17 protein-coding genes are annotated in these 19,553 nt (G+C 65.1%); 7 read left to right on the top strand and 10 right to left on the bottom strand.

Annotated elements, in window-relative coordinates; genetic code table 11:
- Nucleotides 1–6: 6 nt before the first annotated feature.
- The 3 genes from R2770_01735 to R2770_01725 form a co-directional block, all read right to left on the bottom strand.
- Nucleotides 7–1,242, bottom strand: coding sequence for a Rieske 2Fe-2S domain-containing protein (locus tag R2770_01735; GenBank protein MEZ5279167.1), 1,236 nt, complete (start codon nucleotides 1,240–1,242; stop codon nucleotides 7–9).
- A gap of 91 nt (nucleotides 1,243–1,333) precedes the next feature.
- Complete coding sequence (locus R2770_01730) at nucleotides 1,334–2,635, bottom strand: hypothetical protein (GenBank protein ID MEZ5279166.1); 1,302 nt, start codon at nucleotides 2,633–2,635, stop codon at nucleotides 1,334–1,336.
- Nucleotides 2,636–2,645: 10 nt separating this feature from the next.
- A complete protein-coding gene (locus tag R2770_01725; protein MEZ5279165.1) occupies nucleotides 2,646–2,852 on the bottom strand; it encodes a hypothetical protein in 207 nt (68 codons plus the stop codon).
- 84 nt (nucleotides 2,853–2,936) lie between these two features.
- Here R2770_01725 and R2770_01720 point away from each other — a divergent pair, with 84 nt between their 5' ends.
- A complete protein-coding gene (locus R2770_01720; protein MEZ5279164.1) occupies nucleotides 2,937–3,923 on the top strand; it encodes a phosphotransferase in 987 nt (328 codons plus the stop codon).
- Nucleotides 3,924–3,960: 37 nt separating this feature from the next.
- On the opposite strand, the gene R2770_01715 is transcribed toward R2770_01720, so the two are convergent.
- Nucleotides 3,961–5,787, bottom strand: coding sequence for a long-chain fatty acid--CoA ligase (locus tag R2770_01715; protein ID MEZ5279163.1), 1,827 nt, complete (start codon nucleotides 5,785–5,787; stop codon nucleotides 3,961–3,963).
- A gap of 193 nt (nucleotides 5,788–5,980) precedes the next feature.
- On the opposite strand from R2770_01715, the gene R2770_01710 reads away from it, so the two are divergent.
- The gene (locus R2770_01710) at nucleotides 5,981–7,390 is read left to right on the top strand and encodes a DHA2 family efflux MFS transporter permease subunit (protein ID MEZ5279162.1); all 1,410 of its coding nucleotides are present in this window, start codon (nucleotides 5,981–5,983) and stop codon (nucleotides 7,388–7,390) included.
- Nucleotides 7,387–8,196, top strand: a complete 810-nt coding sequence (locus R2770_01705) for a tryptophan 2,3-dioxygenase family protein (GenBank protein ID MEZ5279161.1) — start codon at nucleotides 7,387–7,389, stop codon at nucleotides 8,194–8,196. Before R2770_01710 ends, R2770_01705 begins: the two co-directional genes overlap by 4 nt.
- Nucleotides 8,197–8,222: 26 nt before the next feature.
- Here the strand turns inward: R2770_01705 and R2770_01700 are convergent, their stop codons facing one another.
- Genes R2770_01700 through R2770_01685 form a run of 4 tightly spaced genes read right to left on the bottom strand, consistent with a single transcriptional unit; the run spans nucleotide 8,223 to nucleotide 11,192 of the window.
- Complete coding sequence (locus tag R2770_01700; protein MEZ5279160.1) at nucleotides 8,223–9,398, bottom strand: nitroreductase family protein; 1,176 nt, start codon at nucleotides 9,396–9,398, stop codon at nucleotides 8,223–8,225.
- A gap of 27 nt (nucleotides 9,399–9,425) precedes the next feature.
- Complete coding sequence (locus R2770_01695; GenBank protein MEZ5279159.1) at nucleotides 9,426–10,202, bottom strand: class I SAM-dependent methyltransferase; 777 nt, start codon at nucleotides 10,200–10,202, stop codon at nucleotides 9,426–9,428.
- 43 nt (nucleotides 10,203–10,245) lie between these two features.
- Entirely contained in the window at nucleotides 10,246–10,953 is a 708-nt protein-coding gene (locus R2770_01690) for a DUF4386 family protein (protein MEZ5279158.1), read from the bottom strand.
- Nucleotides 10,950–11,192, bottom strand: coding sequence for a hypothetical protein (locus R2770_01685; GenBank protein ID MEZ5279157.1), 243 nt, complete (start codon nucleotides 11,190–11,192; stop codon nucleotides 10,950–10,952). The genes R2770_01690 and R2770_01685 overlap by 4 nt, the downstream gene beginning before the upstream one ends.
- A gap of 86 nt (nucleotides 11,193–11,278) precedes the next feature.
- Between R2770_01685 and R2770_01680 the strand changes: the two genes are divergently transcribed.
- From R2770_01680 to R2770_01665, 4 genes are all read left to right on the top strand, one after another.
- Nucleotides 11,279–13,459, top strand: a complete 2,181-nt coding sequence (locus tag R2770_01680) for a LuxR C-terminal-related transcriptional regulator (GenBank protein MEZ5279156.1) — start codon at nucleotides 11,279–11,281, stop codon at nucleotides 13,457–13,459.
- Nucleotides 13,460–13,603: 144 nt separating this feature from the next.
- Nucleotides 13,604–14,380 (top strand): ABC transporter ATP-binding protein, encoded by a 777-nt coding sequence (locus R2770_01675; protein ID MEZ5279155.1) that lies wholly within the window; start codon nucleotides 13,604–13,606, stop codon nucleotides 14,378–14,380.
- Between the two features lie 38 nt (nucleotides 14,381–14,418).
- Entirely contained in the window at nucleotides 14,419–16,944 is a 2,526-nt protein-coding gene (locus R2770_01670) for an FtsX-like permease family protein (GenBank protein MEZ5279154.1), read from the top strand.
- 9 nt (nucleotides 16,945–16,953) lie between these two features.
- Nucleotides 16,954–18,267 (top strand): S41 family peptidase, encoded by a 1,314-nt coding sequence (locus R2770_01665; GenBank protein ID MEZ5279153.1) that lies wholly within the window; start codon nucleotides 16,954–16,956, stop codon nucleotides 18,265–18,267.
- 29 nt (nucleotides 18,268–18,296) lie between these two features.
- Here the strand turns inward: R2770_01665 and R2770_01660 are convergent, their stop codons facing one another.
- Nucleotides 18,297–19,238, bottom strand: coding sequence for an SRPBCC domain-containing protein (locus R2770_01660; GenBank protein MEZ5279152.1), 942 nt, complete (start codon nucleotides 19,236–19,238; stop codon nucleotides 18,297–18,299).
- Entirely contained in the window at nucleotides 19,235–19,549 is a 315-nt protein-coding gene (locus R2770_01655) for a metalloregulator ArsR/SmtB family transcription factor (protein MEZ5279151.1), read from the bottom strand. Before R2770_01655 ends, R2770_01660 begins: the two co-directional genes overlap by 4 nt.
- Nucleotides 19,550–19,553 lie beyond the last annotated feature (4 nt).

The following is a 19,553-nucleotide window of genomic DNA, read 5'->3' as shown; positions in this document are numbered from 1 at the left end:
TGCAGGTCAGTCGAAGTACTGGCCGCACTCGATCTGGACGAGCTCGTCGCCCTCGTCGAATGCCACGTTCAGCGGATCGCCGCCGCCGGCAACGTTTTCCATCTGTTCGCGGAACAACCTTCGCAGGGTCCGCACACCACGATCGGAGCTGGCCAGGTGCTCGTCTGAGTGAAGGGTTATTTCGCCCATGCTCTTCATCGCTTCCCAGTCACCCGGGAACCGCTGGGTGGTCTCGAAATCGGGCTCTCCGCTGGGGCGCAGCGCCTCTATCCGCTCGAAGAAGGTGCGATCCTTACCTCGCAGCACCGTGAAGATACGGAAGTGAGTGTCGTCGACGGGCACCACGAAACCCAGAGCGTCGCCGCGGCCTGGTGCGCCGAACGGGTTCGAGACGCCACGGATTCCCGGCAGCACCGTCTCGGTTACGGTTCGCAGGCTTCGTCCGTCGGGGATGTCCATTATTCGGGTTGCGGCCACCCCGGTTTCGGTGGTGGCGAAGGTGGTCTGGTCAAGACGTTCCCATGGCTGGAAGTCGAGGGTGTCGAACTCGCCATATCGCGACCCGAACTGTGGACCCGAGTGGAAGAAGTGAAGCCACATGAAGTGAGCTGGGTCGAGAATGTTCTCGAAGTGCTGGAACCAGTTGAACGGAACCTCGCCGCGGAAGTAGCGGCCGCTGCCGATGTTCTTGTCGTCGGTGAACAGCTGCTCGTCGTCGTCGAGGTTCTCGAACGTGCTGTATCGCGGCAGCAACGGCTTGCGTTCGGGCGGTCCTATGTAGGCCCACACCAGGCCGTACCGCTCGTCGGCGGGATACCACGGCTGCCTGAACTTGTCGCGGTTCTGGCCGTTGTGCGGTTCGCAGGGTTGGTCGGTGCAGTTGCCCTGCGTATCGAACGCCCAGCCGTGATAGCAGCAGCGGATGCCACAATCGTCGACGCGCGCATACAACAACGACGTTCCCCGATGAATGCAGCGAGGATGAACCAGTCCCGGCCTTCCGTCGCGGTTGCGAAACAGGATCAGATCTTCGCCCAGCAGCCGCACCTGCTTGGGCACCTCGGTGGCGTCTTCGCTGAGACCGATCGGGTGCCAATACCGGCGCAGGAGTTCTCCCATAGGCGTACCCGGACCCACCTCGGCCAGCTCGCGGTCGTATTCGCCGGGCGCCTTTCCGTAGGCCGTTCCCTGATCTGCTCCGGCCGCCCCACCGTGTGAACGTGTCTCATCGGTGATGCTCATCTGTGTTCCCCCTGCTCGACGCACTTGCCATGTTATGTACATGGCCATGCCCGCCCCCACCCGGGGCATCGGCCGGCCGGATCACGTTCCTCTACTGAACCTCGTCGAGCCGGTAGGCGGTGAACATCGCTGCAATCGGCGCGGCGGCGAACGCCAGGAACACAAACCCCAGACCCAACCCGTCTTGAAGTGTCCCGAACACGCCGGTGACCAGCAGCGCCGCGCCAACGACGGTGTTGGAGACGGCGGTGAAGACTGCGCGTTCGTCGGCAGCGGCCATGTCGACCAGGTGGGTCGACCGTCCCAGCCTGACACCTTGATATGCCAGCACGACCAGGAACAACAGGCCGCCGGCGACCCAAACCGACGACAGCAGGTTTCGGTCGATCGTAACCATCGCCCCTGCAGCCGCGAACAGGAGTGAGCTGGCTGCCGCACTGCCCAACAAGACCTTGCGCGACGACTTGTCCGAAAGCCGACCCCACAAACGACCACCGATGATCGTTGCGACACCGGATGCGATGACGAAGGGCCCCAGGCTGGAGGCGCTTCGCCCTCCCGAAGCCGTCAGGGCCAGCACATAGGGCGGCGAGATCGCGGTGACCGTCAGCAGCGACCGAGCCGTTATGAACAATCGGAGCTGACGTTCGGTACGAAGTATTGCCAGATTGGCGATGGCTGCGGCTACACCGTCGACGCCACCTTCGGTGGCCCCTGGCGTTTCCTCCAGTCCGGCGAACAGGCCGGCAGCCAGCGTCCAGAGAGCTCCGGCCAACAACAGCGTCGCCCCTACGCTGGTGGTCGTCAGGGGAATCCAGCCGGTGGCCAGACCCAGCCCGAACACCAGGGTGGCGGCCGCGGCGATCGACGTAGCCGTGCCTGTCACCGTGCCACGGCGCGACTTCGACACCGTCTTGCCGAGCACGTCCTTGTACGAGGCCGAAGCCACACTGCGAGCCAGGGCAAACACGGCTACCAACGCAACTATCGTCCAGGCGGCCCCTCCACCATCGAAGGTCAGCGCAACCAGGCCCATGGCCGCCACAGCCGCTCCCTGCACAGCGCTCGCCGCGGCCCAGGCCCACTTGCGTACCGACATGGCCCTGACCCGGTGGCCGACGAACAGCTGCGGCAGCAGGGCCAGGGCCTCTCGTGCCGGCACGATCAGCCCCACCGCCAGGGCAGAGCCGCCCAACGCCGACACCAGCCACACCAGCACCAGCTTGGGGTCGGCAAGTCCGTCGCCAGTCTTGGTCGCAGAGAGGCTCGCCAGATGACGGCGAAGGTTGGCAGGTTGTTCGTTACATGCGCTGTCTGGAATGTCCTCGCAAACGCGATCGGCGCCCTCACCGAAGAGTGCCTCGGTGGCCCGATCGGCCAGGTCGTCGGCCATGGCTGTGGGTCTAGCTTCCCGACCTCGAGGCGTCATCGCGGTGTCGCATCAGCAGATAGCCGAGCAGACCCGTCGTCGCGGCCAGAGCCGCAACGGTCAGTGCACGGTGTTCGTTCCAGAGCCTTCCGGCGAGACGGGAAGTCGTCGGTGCGATCTCGCCAGCCGCGTCGGTTACTCGTTCCGTCAGGTCTTCGATCGTTTCGGTTTGGGTGAACATGTCAGCGAACTACCCCACGGCTCCCTGCCCCAAACACCGGTGTTCGATGGCGGGGTGGGTGGAGACGGGTGTATGTATTGCTCGATGGAACTGGGTTCGACCGAGCTGGCGGCGAGGCTCGAGGGCTGGACCAAGGAGAGCCACGGACCCGACGTTCGATTGGTCGGTGAGCCAGAGGGCAACTCGAGCGGGTTCGACAGCGACATCTACTTCGTTCGGTTCGAAGGCGAAAGCCTCGTCGACCGATGGCGGGGCCCGCTGGTGCTGCGAGTTCGGCCCGAAGGTGTTCCGGTCGAAAGCGCATGTCACGAAGCCAGGATCCAGAACTGGCTAGCCGACAGCGGGTTTCCGGCACCCAGGGTGTTGGAGGTCCTCGACGAAGACGGGCCCACCGGGCGGCCGGCCCAGCTGATGGAGAGGGCTCCGGGGCTGCTGCTGATAGACGCTGCCAAACGTCGGCCGTGGAGCGCTCGGAGTCTGATCGGTGCCATGGCCAGGTTGCAGGTAGAGCTGACCCGGATGTCCACGGTGGGATTTCCCGACGGGGCCGATCTCCTAGACCGGCGCCTAGCCCTCGTCCGCAACACACTGGATGCTGTGCGTGACCCGAACCTCGAGCAGGCTCTTCAGCGGGTCGAGGGCCGCTCGGGCTATCTGCGCAACTGCGAGCCCGTGATCTGCCACGGCGACTATCACCCGCTGAACGTTCTGGCCGATGGCCGTCGCTTGTCTGTGATCGATTGGTCCGATGCCGGGCTCGGCGATGCCGATGGTGACCTTGCGAGAACCCTGCTGCTGTTCAAAGTGGCGTACCTGGGAGCTTCCTCGCCTTTCGAAGCGAGGATTCTCAAGGCGGTCGGTCCACGCCTCGAACGGACATACCGCCGGGCGTATGAGACGCATCGCAAGCCAGACCCCGAGCGTGTCCTGGCGTGGCAGGCCGTGCACGCCGTGCACGGCTGGAGCCAGGTGGTGGCTGCTCGGGCCGGCCTGTTCGGTGTCGATCCGGCGCGCCTTCCCGAAGGGCTCGAGAACGACCTGGCCGGGATAGTCGACCAATCACTCCGCTGACGTCAGGTCAGGTCAGGTCAGGTCAGGAAGGTACAGGTCAGCCTCCCTCGGCGTACATCTCCTCGATGACGGTGGCGTACTTGTCGCGAACGACATTTCGCTTGACCTTGAGGGTCGGGGTCAGCTCCCCGTTCTCGATGGTCAGCGCGTCCGGCAAAATGCGCCAGTACTTGATCTGCTCGACGGGTGCGTGGGTCTCGTTGACCCGGGCGATTCCTGCTGCGATCTCGTCGTGGATCCGGGCATCGCGCGACAGTTCCGCGAGGTCGCAGAAGGCGTCGTGGCGGTGCGCCCATTCGGCGGCAGCGTCGGGATCGAGTGTCAGCAGCGCAGTCAGATATTTGCGGCCATCACCCACAACCACCGCCTGGCCGATGATGGGCTCCATCGACAGTCGGGCTTCGAGTTCGGCTGGGGCGATGTTCTTGCCGGCAGCGTTGATGATCAGATCCTTCTTGCGGCCGGTCAGCCACAGGTAGCCGTCGTCGTCGAGTCGGCCCAGATCACCAGAGTGCATCCACCCCTCCGGGTCGATCAGCTCGGCCGTGTCGTCGGCCAAACCGAAGTAGCCGGCGCACACACTTCCGCCGCGCACCAACACCTCGCCGTCGTCGGCGATAGCGACCTCGAGACCCGGAATGGCCTTGCCCACCGAGCCGATTCGTATGGCATCCGGAGGGTTCATCGTGGCCGGGCCGCAATCCTCGGTCTGGCCGTACACCTCGGCTATCGGCAGCCCGATTCCGTGGAACCAGTTGACGAGATCGGGATGAATCGGCGCAGCCGCCGAAGCGACCAACCTCGCCTGGTCGAGGCCCAGCTTGTGACGCACAGCCCTTGCGAGCGTCTGCTCGATGACCAGATTGCCGGCCCGCTCTGCGATCGAACGCACGAATCCGTCGGTGCTTTCGCGCCCGACCGATTTGGCCGCATGGTCCAGGACGCCTGACAAATGAACCGGTTTGGAGTCGAGTTCCTCGAGGATCGCGTCGTGCAGCTTCTGCCAGACTCGCGGCACGGCCATGAAGATCGTTGGCCTGGCCGCCTTCAGATCCTCGGGCACCGAAGCGAGGTTTCGGGCGAACCAGGTCTCTCCCCCGGCCGCGATCTGCCCGAAGTGGCTGGTGATGCGTTCGGCGATGTGGCTCAGCGGGAGGTACGAGAGCAGGCGGTCGCTGGGCATCAGCCCAACCATCGATTCGACCGACTCGATGGTCCAGACGATGTTGCCGTGGGTCAGCATTGTCCCCTTCGGCGGGCCCGTTGTTCCGCTGGTGTACACCAGCGTCGCCAGGTCGTCTGGGCCCAGGGCCGCGATGCGCTCGACGACCGTCGAGCGGTCTGCGCCCTGCTGCGCCAGTTGGTCGAGCGAGAGCAGCAGGTCAGCGCGGTCGAGACCTGCGGTTGCACCAAAGCAGACGATGCGCTCCAGAGCGGGAAGGTCGCCGAGGCGCAGGAGCACTTTCGACAGCTGCTCGTGATCGTCGACGAAACACACCCGACAGCCCGAGTTCTCGAGCACGTAGGCCGCCTGTGACGAAGAACTGGTTGGGTAAACCGGAACCGTCACCGCCCCGGCAGACAGTATCGCCAGGTCTGCGATGTGCCATTCGGGCCGGTTGGCCGACAGCAACCCGACGCGATCACCTGGTTCGATTCCAAGGCCGATCAGGCCCGCCGCTGCAGTTTCGACGGCTTGGCCATAGTGCCCCCAGTCGATCGTCCGCCACTCGTCGCCATCTCGGTATCTGAGTGCAACCCGATCGGGCTGATCGTGCACTCGCAACGAGAACCGGTCGAGAATGGTCTTGACCCCGAAAGCTCCTGACTCGACCGGGGTCACATCCGCATCCGATGCCGTCATGGCCGGACCTCCGCCGTCGATTTCGTTCGACCGTAGGGCGCCTGGTTCTGTTCATGTAGGGCCGTTTGCCTCACATTGGCCAGCGCCGCGGCCTGCGTAGCGGATAATGCGTACTCGGTATCGGGCTGGCTCGATTTGGTGTTTGACACCGGGAAGCTGTTTCGTACCGCTACCGGAAAGACGGGGGAACACATTGGGGAGCACCTCGGCCTCGGGCCGCGCCAGCCGAATCGCGCTCGCTGTCGCCGCGACCGCAATGTTGCTGGCCGCGTTCGTGGGCACCGCTACCAACATCGCAGTACCGGTGCTGGAGGACGAGTTCTCGTCGGCCTCCCTGACGCACATCTCGTGGGTCATCTCGGGGTTCGCCGTGACCCAGGTGACCTTCATGTTGCTGGGTGGCCGCCTCGCCGATCGCATCGGACGGCGCCGCATCTTCATGTCTGGCCTCGCCGTGTTCTCGGTTGGGGCGGCGGTGTCCGCGATAGCGCCCACGATCGACCTCGTGATAGCGGCACGGGTGGGGCAGGCGGTCGGGGTCGCACTGATGCTTCCATCGTCTCTGGCGGCGGTACTGCCGCTGTACCCCAAAGAAGAACACGGCTCGGTGGTGTCGCTGTGGTCGTCGATGGGTGTGCTTGGAGCGGCCATAGCGCCCACCGCTGCCGCGTTCCTGCTCGAGGTCTCGTCGTGGCGCATTGTCTTTGCCGTGGCAGCACCCATTGGCCTCGCGGCCATGGGCCTGGCCTCGCAGTTCATGGCAGACGACTCGGTGGCCGAGCGGCCGCCGCCCCTCGATCTGCTGGGCACGGTCACCGGCACGCTCGCCATCGGAGGTGCGATCTTCGTGATCGTGCAAGGCAGGGCGTGGGGCTGGAACGACGTCCGCATCGTGGTGGTGTTGCTCGTCGCTCTCGGTGGTGCGGCCGTGTTCGTGACATCTTCGATGCGACACGCCGAACCACTGCTCGATTTCGACCTGTTGCGAATCACGTCGTTTCGTGTGGTGACCCTGGCCAGCGCTCTGTTGTCGACGTCCACCACTGCCACATGGTTCCTGTACCCCCTGTTCCTGAACGACGTCTGGGGCTACTCGAACCTGCAGATCGGTCTGGCCATGACACCGGGGCCGCTCGTGATGGTGGTGCTGGCGCCGATAGCCGGACGTATGGTCGACCGCAGGGGCTATCGCGGCTTGTTGATCTTCGGCGGCACGATGGCCACCCTCGGCACAGCATGGATGGCCTGGCGGTTGAGACCGGGCGGCCAGTACGTGACCGCCTTCTTGCCCGGAACGTTCTCCATCGGCGTTGGCATGGCGTTCATGCTGGGGCCGGCTAACGCTGCGGCCCTACGCGACATCCCCGCATCCCAGCTCGGTGCGGCCAACGCGGCGTTCAACACCGTCAGGTCTGCGACGTCGGCGTTCGGCGTTGCGCTGATGACCGCCATCATCGGCGATGCGGTGGTGGGTGAACGCATCGAAGAGTTTCGTCTGGGGTGGTGGACGATGGTTGCCGTGATGGCCTTCAGCCCGGTTCTACTCTGGCGGTCGTACCGACCACACCAACACTCACAGACGCCGAGCCTGTCATCCACATGAGCCTGCCTTTCGAGAACAACGACGACTTCACATACGGTCGCTATCTGGCGGTCGACGAGCTGTTGTCGCTTCAGCGATGCGTCTCCTACGACGAGGCCACAGGTGGTCCCGAGCACGACGAGATGTTGTTCATCGTCATCCACCAGGTGTTCGAGTTGTGGTTCAAGCAGGTGCTCCACGAACTCGACCGAATCGTGGCCCAACTCGACGCCGGCAACGTCAACTCGGCGCGCCACAGCCTCAAGCGGGTGATGAAGATCTTGAAGACCCTGGTCGGCCAGGTCGACGTGCTAGAGACCATGACCCCGGCCGAGTTCGCCAGCTTTCGCTCGTTCCTGGCCAACGCGAGCGGGTTTCAGTCTGTGCAGTTTCGCGAGCTCGAGTTCGCCTTGGGCATCAAGGATCGAATCCAGCTCGAGTGGTTCGAGGGCGACGATCTGGCACGGCTGGACAGACGGTACGAATCGCCGACCCTGTGGGACGCGTTCTTGCGCCTGCTGCACCGATCAGGCTTCGAGGTGCCTGCCAATACACTCGAACGCGACGTCCGAGCTCCGGTCGAACCCGACGCTCAGGTGCAGGCGGCCATCATCTCGTGTTACGCCGACGATGGTTTCGCAGACCTCTGCGAAACTCTCACAGACCTGGACGAGGGCCTGCTCGAGTGGCGCTACCGGCATCTGATGATGGTCAGGCGCACCATCGGCACCAAGGCCGGCACCGGCGGCTCCGATGGCGCCGGCTATCTGCAGACGACCCTGCGGCCCGCGTTCCCCGATCTCTGGGCGATCCGCACCCAGTTCTGACCGAAGGACGTCCGGCACCCGTTCGGCTAGTCGGCCGCCCTGGCGTCGGCTTCTGCTGCGGCCTTGATGCCCTCGATGACCCTGGTCATGTTCGAGCGGTGTTCGTCGACTCGCCTTGCCAGGATGCGCGGTTCTTTGTCTGGCATCGCCACGATGGCCCGATTGATGCCAGACGGACCAGGCCCGATGATCACCGAATAGCGCAGGCGGGTGGCTCCGGCGATAGACGCCGCCTCGAAGCGCCACCTGGCACCGGGATTGTCGGGGTCGGAGGTGACCCATCCGAACTCTTTGGGCTCGTCGCATCTGTCGACATAGCAGGGCACCTCCCACTCGCCTATCGCGGGGTGCATGTTGGATCCGATGAAACGGGCCCCGACCGCAGGACCCTGGGTGGCTCCGCTGTCGTCGACATCCCACCGAGCACCGACGAATTCCTCGCTGAAGCGGGCGCCGAAACCGATGTCGGTCATGTAGTTCCACACCACGTCGGCGGGCGCGTCGATGTCGATCTCGACCACTACCCCGGGCCCGTCCGAATGCCGCGGTGGGTCGCTGGGGCCGTGTTCCCACGTGTGCCCGAAACGGTCCAGGTAGGTGATCTCTCTGGCTGGATAGCGCGGCGCCCGTTTGAACTCGGTGCCCTTGGTCCAAGCCACCGGGATCATCGCAATCTGCGTCATCCCGTCGGGAATCGCCAGCAATTGGGCGATGTCGTCTTGGCGGCTCAGTATCGCTGTGGTCCACGCGGTGCCCAATCCCCTGGCGCGGGCTGCGACACAGAAGCTCCAGACCGACTGGATCACCGAATCGAACAAGCCCGGCCTGCCACTGCCATCGTGCACCCCGATGATGGTCGGGATGACGATGAGGGGCACCTCGGCAAGGTGCTCGGCCAGGTGGGCCGCCGACTTCATCACCCGTTCCTGGGGGTGACCGGTGCCCTCGAGGCGGTCGCGCGTGTCGACCATCCAGTTGCCGGCCGACTCCATGTACAGCTCGGCCAGTCGATCCTTTGTGGCCTGATCGCGCACTACGATCCAGCGGCGACTGCCCTGGTTGCCACCCGAAGGTGCCTGCTCGGCCACGTCGATGCAATCGAGGATCATCTGGTGGTCGACCGGCCGGTCGAGATCAAGGCGCAGCCGCACCGCACGAGTCGTGGTCAGTGCCTCGTCGACCGCCTCTACATCGATTGCCATGCCGACCTCCCCTATCGTTGCTTGCGCTCAGACGGGTTCTACCACGAAGAACGCGTAGCAGTATGTGTGACCGAACTCGACGAACTGGGCGATCTCGTGCTCGGCCGATGATGCAACCTCGTCGGCGATCGGGTCATCGGGGTGATCTCGGCGCAGTTCGCGAATGCGCTCTTGCATCGGCGCGTAATAGTCGTCCCACCACGCGTCCACGGGCAGGTCGAACGTTGCGACGACTCGAAACCCGGCGGCCGCGACCTTTGCCTCGATGCCGGCTCGGTCGCAGAATGCCGGGTATTCGGCCAGCCACCAATCGCGGATCTCGGCCGGTGGATCGTCGACCAGCCAGGTCGGTTCGCTGAACACGACCACTCCACCATCTGCCAGCAGCGGGCGCCACGCCTGCAGGGCTTCGGTGATGCCGACGTTGTAGATCGCCGACTCGCACCACACGAGATCCTGGCTGCCTGGCGCTGCATCGGGTTCGGCCATGTCGCCCACCACCGCCCGGACACGGCCGGCCTCACCCTCGAGCGCGATTCGGCGATTGGCCTCATCCACCATCTGAGGGAGCACATCCACAGCGATGATGGTCGCCTGGGGCATGGCCCGGGCCAGGGCGATGGTCTGGGCACCAGGACCACAGCCCAGGTCCAGAACCGTCCTGGCCCCAGGGCCAGCCACATGCCGAAGGGCTTCCAGCGTGTACTCGTCGCCGCCGGGGCCGGCGCGGGGAAGGGTGCCATACACCGACACGAAGAACTCGAATGCCCGGGAGTGCTCGCCTTCCAGCTCAGAGTCAGCCATCGGGCAACCCTAGCGCCGCGTGTCGGGACAGAAGCGAAGGGCTTCAGGTGGCAGGATCGGCCCGCAGCAGCACTACGCCCACCCAGGTGAACCACACGATCGAACCGAGGCCGAACAACATTCCCAGTTCGGACAGGCCCGGCACCAGCGTCACCAAACCTCCGGCTGCGCTGAGCAGACCGACGATATTGAGCGCCCGGGGCAACGCACCGGTCGACCACGCTGCGAGGCTGACGAGCAGTATCCACATCCCGCCGACCAGCTCGTTGCCACCTCCGAGCCCGTCGGTGATGGCGTCGATGCTGGACCACAGCGCTTCGGCGCCGGCAGGGTCGGTGTCGGCCAGGTCGGTGATGGCCTGAATGCCGATGTTGGAGATCATGCCGGTGGCAAACATCAGACCGGCCCAAATGAACGCAAACACCGCACCCAGGTCGGCCAGCAGCGGACTGCCCTGGGCCAACCTCGCATGAAGGGCCTTGGCCAGGGGCACCAGCGCCACCCCGAAGACCAGGAAGATCACCAGATACCAGACGAACAACGCAGTCTGGTGCTGACCCACAAACGCTACAGACTCGGCCACCGTTGGGTCGCCGGAGGTGTAGTCGGCCAAGCTGGTCACGAACAACACGATGCCGAACAGGAAGGTCGCTGCAGCCGTCAGCGCGGCCACACCCCCTGCGCGCTCACCAGCCCATCTGGCTCGTTGGGCCTTCGCAGCCTGTGCGGAATCGGAGTCGATGATGGTCATTGTTGTTTCCTTTCTTCGAATGGGTCTGTCTCGATCGGGGCCACACGAATCACCTCGGCGGCGACGGCGGTCAGGTGGTTCAAGACGCCGTGAAGGTGGGCGGCATCGGCAACGACCCCGACCAGACGTGTCTGGCTTGGGTGGGGGTGATCGAGAACGAAGTCGTCCGTCAGCGGACGCAGCAGTCGCTCGGTGGCGTGACCGGCGATGACGATCTCGTAGGCGGTTGGCTTGTGCATGGACACAAGCGTCGGGCCGACCGGTGTGAACGCGCATCGCTCGCACACCGAACTCACCCGGGTGATACCCGCCTATGGTTGTCGGGATGGAGGAGCCGCCCATCCCGCTCGTGCCCACCAAGCTGACCCCTCCCACTCCCCCGACGTCGCTGGTTGCCAGGCCACGTCTGATGAAGGCGCTGGACAGCGTCGTCGACGACCCGAACCGCAGGCTGGCCCTGGTGAGTGCTCCAGCCGGCTCGGGCAAGTCGACCCTGATGGCCGCATGGCTGGAGGCGAGGCCCGAGGTTTCGTGCTGGGTTCAGCTGGACGAAGCCGACCGCGATCCGGCCCGATTCTGGACCTACCTGATCGCCGCTCTGGCGCGGGCCTTACCAGGGCTGGATCTCGCGCTGGGGCCCTTGATCACATCGGCGGCGCGCAACCCAGAAGCCCTGATCTCCCATGTCGCAACCGAGTTGATGCGCTTCGGGAAACCCGTGCTCGTGGCTATCGACGACTACCAGCTCGTCGCCGGACCTCAGATCGATGGAGCGGTCGAGCGCCTGCTCGATCTGGCACCGCCGAACATGATGCTGGTGTTGGGTTCGCGCCTCGACCCGGGAATGCGCCTCAGCCGGATGAGGGTCAGGGGGCAGCTGACCGAGATACGAGCAGACGACCTGAGGTTCACCTCCGAGGAGGCCGAGCACCTCTTGACCGGCAGGGCGGCCGGGATGAGCCAACGGCATGTCGAAGCCCTGTGCAGCCGCACCGAGGGTTGGGCCGCCGGGCTGGTCCTCGCCGGCCTGTCGCTTGGTGCGACCGGTGACCTCGACCAGTTCGTAGCCACCTTCGAGGGCGACGACCGGCTGGTCGTCGACTATCTGACCGACGAGTTTCTCGAGCACGTCGGCGAGGCGGATCGGCGACGGCTGCTGGAGACATCGGTATTGGAAGGCATGTGCGGAGCCCTAGTCGACGCGGTCTGCGGCAGTTCCGATGGGGCTGCGTGGCTTCGCTCGACCGCCGAGACCAACCAGCTGTTGATAAGCCTCGACCGCACCGGAACCTGGTACCGGTACCACCACCTGCTGCGAGACATGCTTCGCCTTGAAGCCAGTGTGGTGTTGGCCGGCCACCGCGCCGAGCTTCACCGCCGCGCAGGTGGCTGGCACATGACCGACGGCGATTTGACCAGTGCCGTCGAGCACCTGCTCGAGGCCGGTGACCTCACCGAAGCGGCCGACCTGATAGCCGACAACGCAACCAAGCTGTTGAACGGTGGTCACCTGTTTACTGTGCTGCGGTATCTCGACCGTCTCGGCGAGGTGATCGAAACCCACTCGGGGTGTTGCATCGTCAGGGGCTGGGCCACCTTCGTGGCCGGCCGTTTCGGCGAGGCCGAGATCTGGCTCGACAAGGCGAGCAGGCTCGACACCGAAGGCATCGATGCCGGGCTGATCACCGCGCTCGGCACCATGATCCAACTGGCGAAGGGCAACGTGTCTGCCGCTCTGGCGGTGGCGTCCGCCAGTTCGAGGCCCAGCGATCCGACCCACGCGATGGTTCTGGGAGGTGTGCTGGTGTGGGGAGGCCTCTTCGATGAAGCCAGACCCCACCTGCGCGCGGCGGCCGACATGGCCGCCTCCGCACCCGACGACTTCGCTGCGGCGGTGACACCGATCTTCGAAGCGATCATCGAGCTCGAGTCGGCCAACCCCGATGCCGCCGGTCGGCTGGCACGGCGCACTATCGAATTCGCAACCCAACGTGGCATCGACGAGGCTGCTCAGATGGCGCTGGCTCACAGCGTGGTGGGCATCACAACCGACGACCCAGCCGAGGCCGCAGCGGCCGTCAGGCGAGGTGTCGAGCTGGCCCGTCGCTCGCCAGAGAACATCATGCTGGGATATGCCCTGACCGCTGCGGGCGATGTCTTGAGTGCTCTGGACCACCCCGACGGCGCCGAGATGCTGACCGAAGCCAGATCTGTGGTCGATCGCAGCGCCGACCCAGGCATCGTGGGGCCCTACCTCGCCCGCGCCGAGCTGCGCCACGGCCGCAAAGCGGTGGTGCGCAGCGTCGGGCTCGTCGAGGAACTGACCGACCGCGAACTCGCCGTCCTTCACTATTTGCCATCAGAGCTGTCGCAGCGCGACATCGCCAACCAGCTCTACGTATCGCTGAACACCGTGAAGACGCACTGCAAGGCGATATACCGCAAGCTCGGTGTCGGCGATCGCAAGGCCGCGGTGCAGGCAGCGCGCGAACTGGGTCTGCTCTAGAGCGGCGTCGGTTCATCACCCGGGTGAGATCGAACACGGGGCGACGACCGCTCACACCATGACCCAGGAATCTCGGTGCAGCGCCAAGCGGCGTTGCGACAGGCCAACCGGCCCGTCGGTCACCTTCTCGAAAGGCACCGAGTCATGTCTTTGGTCATCGACCCAGCTACCAACCCATCCCAACACACCGCAGGCGCAGGCCAAATAGCCGCCCAGGCCAGCGGCGCCACCAAGGTCTACGGCAGCGGCGACACCAAGGTGACAGCGCTGGACGGAGTCGACGTCAGCTTCTTCGCCCGGCAATTCACCGCAATCATGGGCCCTTCGGGCTCGGGCAAGTCGACCCTCATGCACTGCATGGCAGGGCTCGACCGCCTCGACGCCGGCTCGGCAGTGATAGGTGACACCGACATGGCCACGGCGTCAGAACGCGATCTGACGCTGTTGCGCCGCGACCGGCTGGGCTTCATCTTTCAAGCGTTCAACCTGGTGCCGACACTGACCGCGCTAGAGAACATCACCCTGCCCATGATGCTGGCCGGCCGCCAGCCCGATCAGCAGTGGCTGGACGAGGTGGTGAACACGGTCGGGCTGGCCCAGCGCCTGAACCACCGACCCAGCGAGTTGTCCGGTGGCCAGCAGCAGCGAGTGGCTGTGGCGCGGGCGCTGGCGGGCCGTCCCGAGATCATCTTCGGCGACGAACCGACCGGCAATCTCGACAGCACGACCGGCGCAGAGATCTTGGCCTTCATGCGTCACGCGGTGGACGACCTGGGGCAGACGATCGTGATGGTCACTCACGACCCGGTGGCGGCCTCGTATTCGGATCGGGTGCTCTTCCTGTCCGACGGGCGCATCACCGACGAGTTGCACAACCCCACTTCGGACGCGGTCATCGACGCCATGCGTCGGCTCGGCTGACCAGCAACCAGGAACATCTCAAAGAAAGCACTTCTCTCATGTTGAAACTCACGCTCAAAGGCCTTCAAGCCAACAAGATCCGTTTCGCCCTCACCACCTTCGGCGTGGTGCTGGCGGTCAGTTTCGTGGTGTCGGCCCTGGTGCTAGGCGATGGTCTTCGCCGCAGCTTCACCGGCGTTTCCCAAGACATCACGTCTGGAGTGGACATCCAGGTGCGAGCCGTATCCGACTTCGGCGACCCGCCGCCGCTGCCGCCCGAACTGGTGGACGTCATCGCCCAAGTCGATGGGGTCGCCGCCGCCCAGGCCAACATCGAAGCCGGGGAGTCGGCCGTCAGACCGATACCGCCCGATGGTGAGCCGATATCGATATACGGCCCGCCACAGCTCGCCTTCAACTGGGCCGAAGACGCCCAGATGAGCCCCTTCGAGCTCGTGACCGGAGCCGCGCCCCTGCCGGGCGAGTTCGTGATGGATATCGACTCGGCAGCCGACCACGGCTTTGTCGTCGGCGATGTGTATGACGTGTTCACGCCCAGCGGTCTGGTCAGCTTGCAACTGTCCGGGACGTTCACGTTCGGGCCACAGAACGCAACCCTGGGTTCGCTGCTGATGGCGATGAACACCGACGAAGCGGCCGACCTGTTCGACAAGGACGGAATCGACACCGTCGAGGTACGGGTCGCGCCGGATGCAGATGTCGCCACAGTGCAGGCAGAGATCGCTGCAGTGGTGCCCGGGCTGCAGGTCGTCGACAACGCCACCGTTCTGGCCGAGACCACCGCCGAGTTCACCGAGGCGGTCGACATCGTGCAGAACATCTTGCTGGGCTTTGGTGGCGTAGCCCTGTTCGTTTCGATGTTCATCATCTACAACACCTTCGCGATCGTCATCGGCCAGCGAACCCGCGAGCTGGCCCTGCTTCGAACCCTCGGAGCCTCGCCATCGCAGATACGCCGCTCGGTCATGGGCGAGTCGGTCGTCATCGGCACCTTGGCTTCGGCTCTCGGGATTGGCGGAGGTGTATTGACGGCCAAGGGAATCGACGCCCTGGTTGCCGCCCTCGGCGTGGGCCTGCCCGACTATCCGTTCGTGCTGTCGGGTCGCACCATCGTGGCCGCCGTCGTGATCGGATTCGGCGTGACGGTGGTGGCAGCTACCGGCCCGGCACGCAAGGCATCGACCATCCCGGCGATCGCCGCATTGAGTGCTGTTGATCAGTCGACATCGGTGGGCAGCCGGACCCGCAAGGTGGCCGGCACGGCCATGATCACCTTCGGTGCTGTCATCGGAGCGCTGGGCCTCAGCGGTGCCGGGTCGACCGCGGTGACCGTTGCCGCCATGGCGCTTGGTGCCATGGGCGTGTTCCTGGGCGTCGCAACGCTGAGCCCGCTGATGGTCGAAACGGTAACCACCATCATCGGTTGGCCACTGCGCAGGGTGTCCGGAGTGGCGGGCACCATGGCCCAGCGCAACGCCGCCCGGAACCCCCGGCGCACCGCTACCACGGCAGCGGCGCTGATGATCGGTCTGGCATTGGTGTCGACCGCCATCGTCGTCGGTGATTCGATCAAGCAACACATCGGCGGAACGATCGAGGAGGTCGCCAGGGCCGACTACTTCATCACCGACGATCTCGACGAGGTGGACCTTCCGGCAGAGCTGACCAGCGAGCTGGCTCAGACAGGCCTGGTCGACCAGGTCGCCGGTTTCGCATACACCGAAGCCGAACTGAACGGTGAGGTGGTCGAAATACCCGTGACCGACTTCGAGACCGTCGACGCGCTGCTGGATCTCGACTTCTCGCCCGGCGCCTTGGCGAACCCCACTGCGGTTCCTGTGGTGGTTCGAGCCGAGCAGGCTCAGCGCCTGGCGATCGTCGAAGGCGACATCATCACCACCAGACTCGCCGACGGCACGACGGTCGAGGCCACCGTCACAGGAACCTTCGGAGAGTCGGGCGGGGTGGTCACCGACTATCTATACGACGTCGCCAGCGCCGAAGCCATCGGCCTGTCGCCCAGCTACGAGTGGGTTGCATTCAACCTGGCCGACGGGGTGAGCGCCTCGATGGCCGACACCCTGGCAGACGCGGTCGCCGAGCAACTTCCCGACGTCCACGTCGAGACCGCCGATGCCTACGTCGAGCGTGTCCAGGGTTCGATCGACACCCTGCTGGCCATTGTCAACGTGATGGTGGCTCTGGCCGTGGTCATCGCCTTGATCGGCATTGCGAACACGTTGGCCCTGTCTGTGTTCGAGCGGACGCGCGAGTTGGGTCTGGTGCGTGCGGTCGGTATGACCCGCAGGCAGCTTCGGCGCATGGTGCGTCTCGAAGCGGCCATGGTTGCCACCTTCGGAGCGGTCCTGGGCATCGCCGTCGGGCTGTTGTTCGGCTGGGCAGTGGTGACCGCACTTCCCCAAACCATCGCCGGTTCGGTGTCGGTGCCGTTGCAACCGCTGCTGTCTTTGATGCTGGTCGCCGCGTTCTCGGGTGTGCTCGCCGCTGTGCTTCCCGCCAGGCGCGCCGGACACCTCGATGTACTCGACGCCATCGCTCACTAGGAGTGCGAGATGACCACGAATGGTTCCAATTCGACGCGAGCGGTGTTGCGGGCCGTGACGCTGGCGTGCGGCCTGTTCCTCGTCGGGTGCGGTTCGGCCGACGAGTCGGTCGAGGCACAGCCGCTGGTGCTGCCCGACGGCTGGTTCGAGATGTCGGGATACGGCACGGTGCTGCATGTAGAAGGCGACGAGATAACGCCGCACTTCGTGACACCGTCGACATGCACTGTGGGCGAGAGCTTCGACAACACCTTGGTCGTCGACCACACCGAGACCGAGGACGGTGTTGTGGTGGTCGATCTGGTGGGCCCCACCACCGACTATCGGCTGCTGCCGCTGGTGGGGCCCCCACGGTGCGAGGCCAACGTCGCCGACACACTGACCGCCCTCGACGAAGCATTCACCCGCCACTACCCCTTCTTCGACCAGCGCGGCATCGACTGGCCAGAGCGGTTCGAAGCCATACAAGCGGCCGTCTCAGCCGGCCACGACCTCGAGCCGACCCTGGCATCGTTCCTTCAGACGCTGGGCGATGGCCACACCACCCTCGACGGGCAGGACATCGAACCGGACCTGGGCCGATTCGGTCTGGCAGCGGCATCGGATTCACAAGACCTGGTCGTCTTGATCGATGGAGAGGTTGCGTCGACTCTGGGCCGGCTCACCGAGCCCCAGATCGACGAAACGGGCACCGTCGTTTGGGGTGGGCTCGATGCGCACACCGGGTATCTGCTGATGTCCAGCTTCGTCGATCTGGGTCAAGGTGGTGAAGACGCCTGGGCAGACGTGACCTCGTTGCGCTCGGCCCTCGACCTAGCCGTCGCCGATCTGGACTCGCGCTTCGACTCACTGGTAATCGACATGCGATTCAACCCGGGTGGCCACGAAGACCTGGCCGTGCTGGCGGCCGGGTACTTCGCCCAAAGGCCCGGCCCCGCCTATCAAAAGTGGGCGTACGCATCACCCGATCCCTTGCCCCAGCTCATACAGGTAGACCGTGCCGGGGTGTTCTTCGACGGCGACATCGTGGTCATGACATCGCCGCTGACGGCAAGTGCAGCCGAAGTGTTCTTGTTGGCGGTCACCGCCACGTCCGATGCGCGGCTGGTCGGGTCGTCCTCGTTCGGTGAATTCTCGGACGCGATCGACTGGCTGCTGCCCGACGGCACGGCCCTGACGATGTCGATGGAGGTCTATACCGATCTCGACGGCAACTGCTTCGAGGCCGTGGGCGTTCCGGTCGACGTGTCCGCAACCCTGAGTTCGAGTGTCGACGAATCGTTGGGGCTGCTGCGTCGACTGCACCAGGCCGGCGCGGAGTAGGCCGACCCGCTTTCGGATGGGCTGCTGGTTCAGCCCTGTCGCAGGTCGCGGAGCTGGTCGATGTGGGCGCGAAGGTGCATGCCGGCTTGAACGTCGATGGCGATGACGCCCCAAGGGCGCGGCTCGTCGAGGACGACCTCGCCATCGTGTTCAAGCCGACAATGCACCAGGGTCGACCGCTGCTGGTCGTCCAGGCGGGCCACCGCCGCGATCATCTGCTCGGCGCATTGGCGGCCGAAGTGCACCAGTTCGTCACGGCTACCGCAGCCCTCGATGACCGAGGCGAGGTTGTCGGGCACCTGGCATGTGTGGTTCTCGAAGGTTCGTTCCCGACCGTGGATGAGCCCGAGGCAGATGCGTGTCATGGCCAGGTCGTTGAGTGCAACGTGGGCCAGCACCCGCTGGGCGTCCCACTGCCCTGCCGGCGCCGGGCCAAACCCACCGGCCTCGAACTCGGCGAACAACTCGTCGTAGGCCGACTGCAGGCCCGACAGATCAGGTCGGTCGGCCCTGGGTTCGACCCCATCGGCGTACTCGTCGAGCACGTAACCCCAGGCCGAAGGGCCGACGTAGCCACGGCGCCGCGCAACCCCGGCTTCGCCGAAGGCTTCCCAGCCGAAGTGCCTGATCTCGACCCTGGTTCGTTCGGCGTTCTCGGCCACGAAGGTCACCTCGACACGACTCGCATCCTCGAGTTCGCCGCCCGGATGCCAGGCCAGGACGAGCCGTTGGGCTGGACTCCACTCGAGCACCTTGGCCCATGTGGTCATCGAGCCATCGACTGCGATCTCGACGAGGTGGCCATCGGCGAAGTGCACGCCGCCCGAGCTATCGCCGAAGATGCCGTGGGTCGGCAGCGGCCACCAGGCACCGATCTGGTCGGTGAAGATGGTGAAGGCAGCATCGGCCGAACGTTCGACCGTTGCAGCGCGGACAACGGGCGGAGCGGATTGCGTTTGGGCGGTACTCATGGTTTCTCCGAATCGGGTTGCTCTGCGTGGCGTACGAAGGCATCGAGGACGTCGTCCCAGAACGAGTCGACCCAGGCGCGGATCTCGCCGAGCCCTCCCAGGTCTACCGAGTAGAGATGTCGCGTTCCCTCGGACCTGACCTGAACGATGCCGGCGTCTTTCAGGACCTTCAGGTGTTGGGACACCGCGCCCTGGGTGATCGGCATCTCTTCGGTCAGTTCCCCGACCGTGCGCTCACCGCTCCGCAACAGCTCGAGCACCCTTCGACGGGTTGGGTTGCCGATTGCCTGCAGAGCCGCTTCATTAGCCACATCT

The organism is Acidimicrobiales bacterium, assembly GCA_041394185.1.
Classification (GTDB): Bacteria; Actinomycetota; Acidimicrobiia; order Acidimicrobiales; family Poriferisodalaceae; genus JAAETH01.
This window is presented reverse-complemented; position numbering and strand designations above follow the sequence as displayed.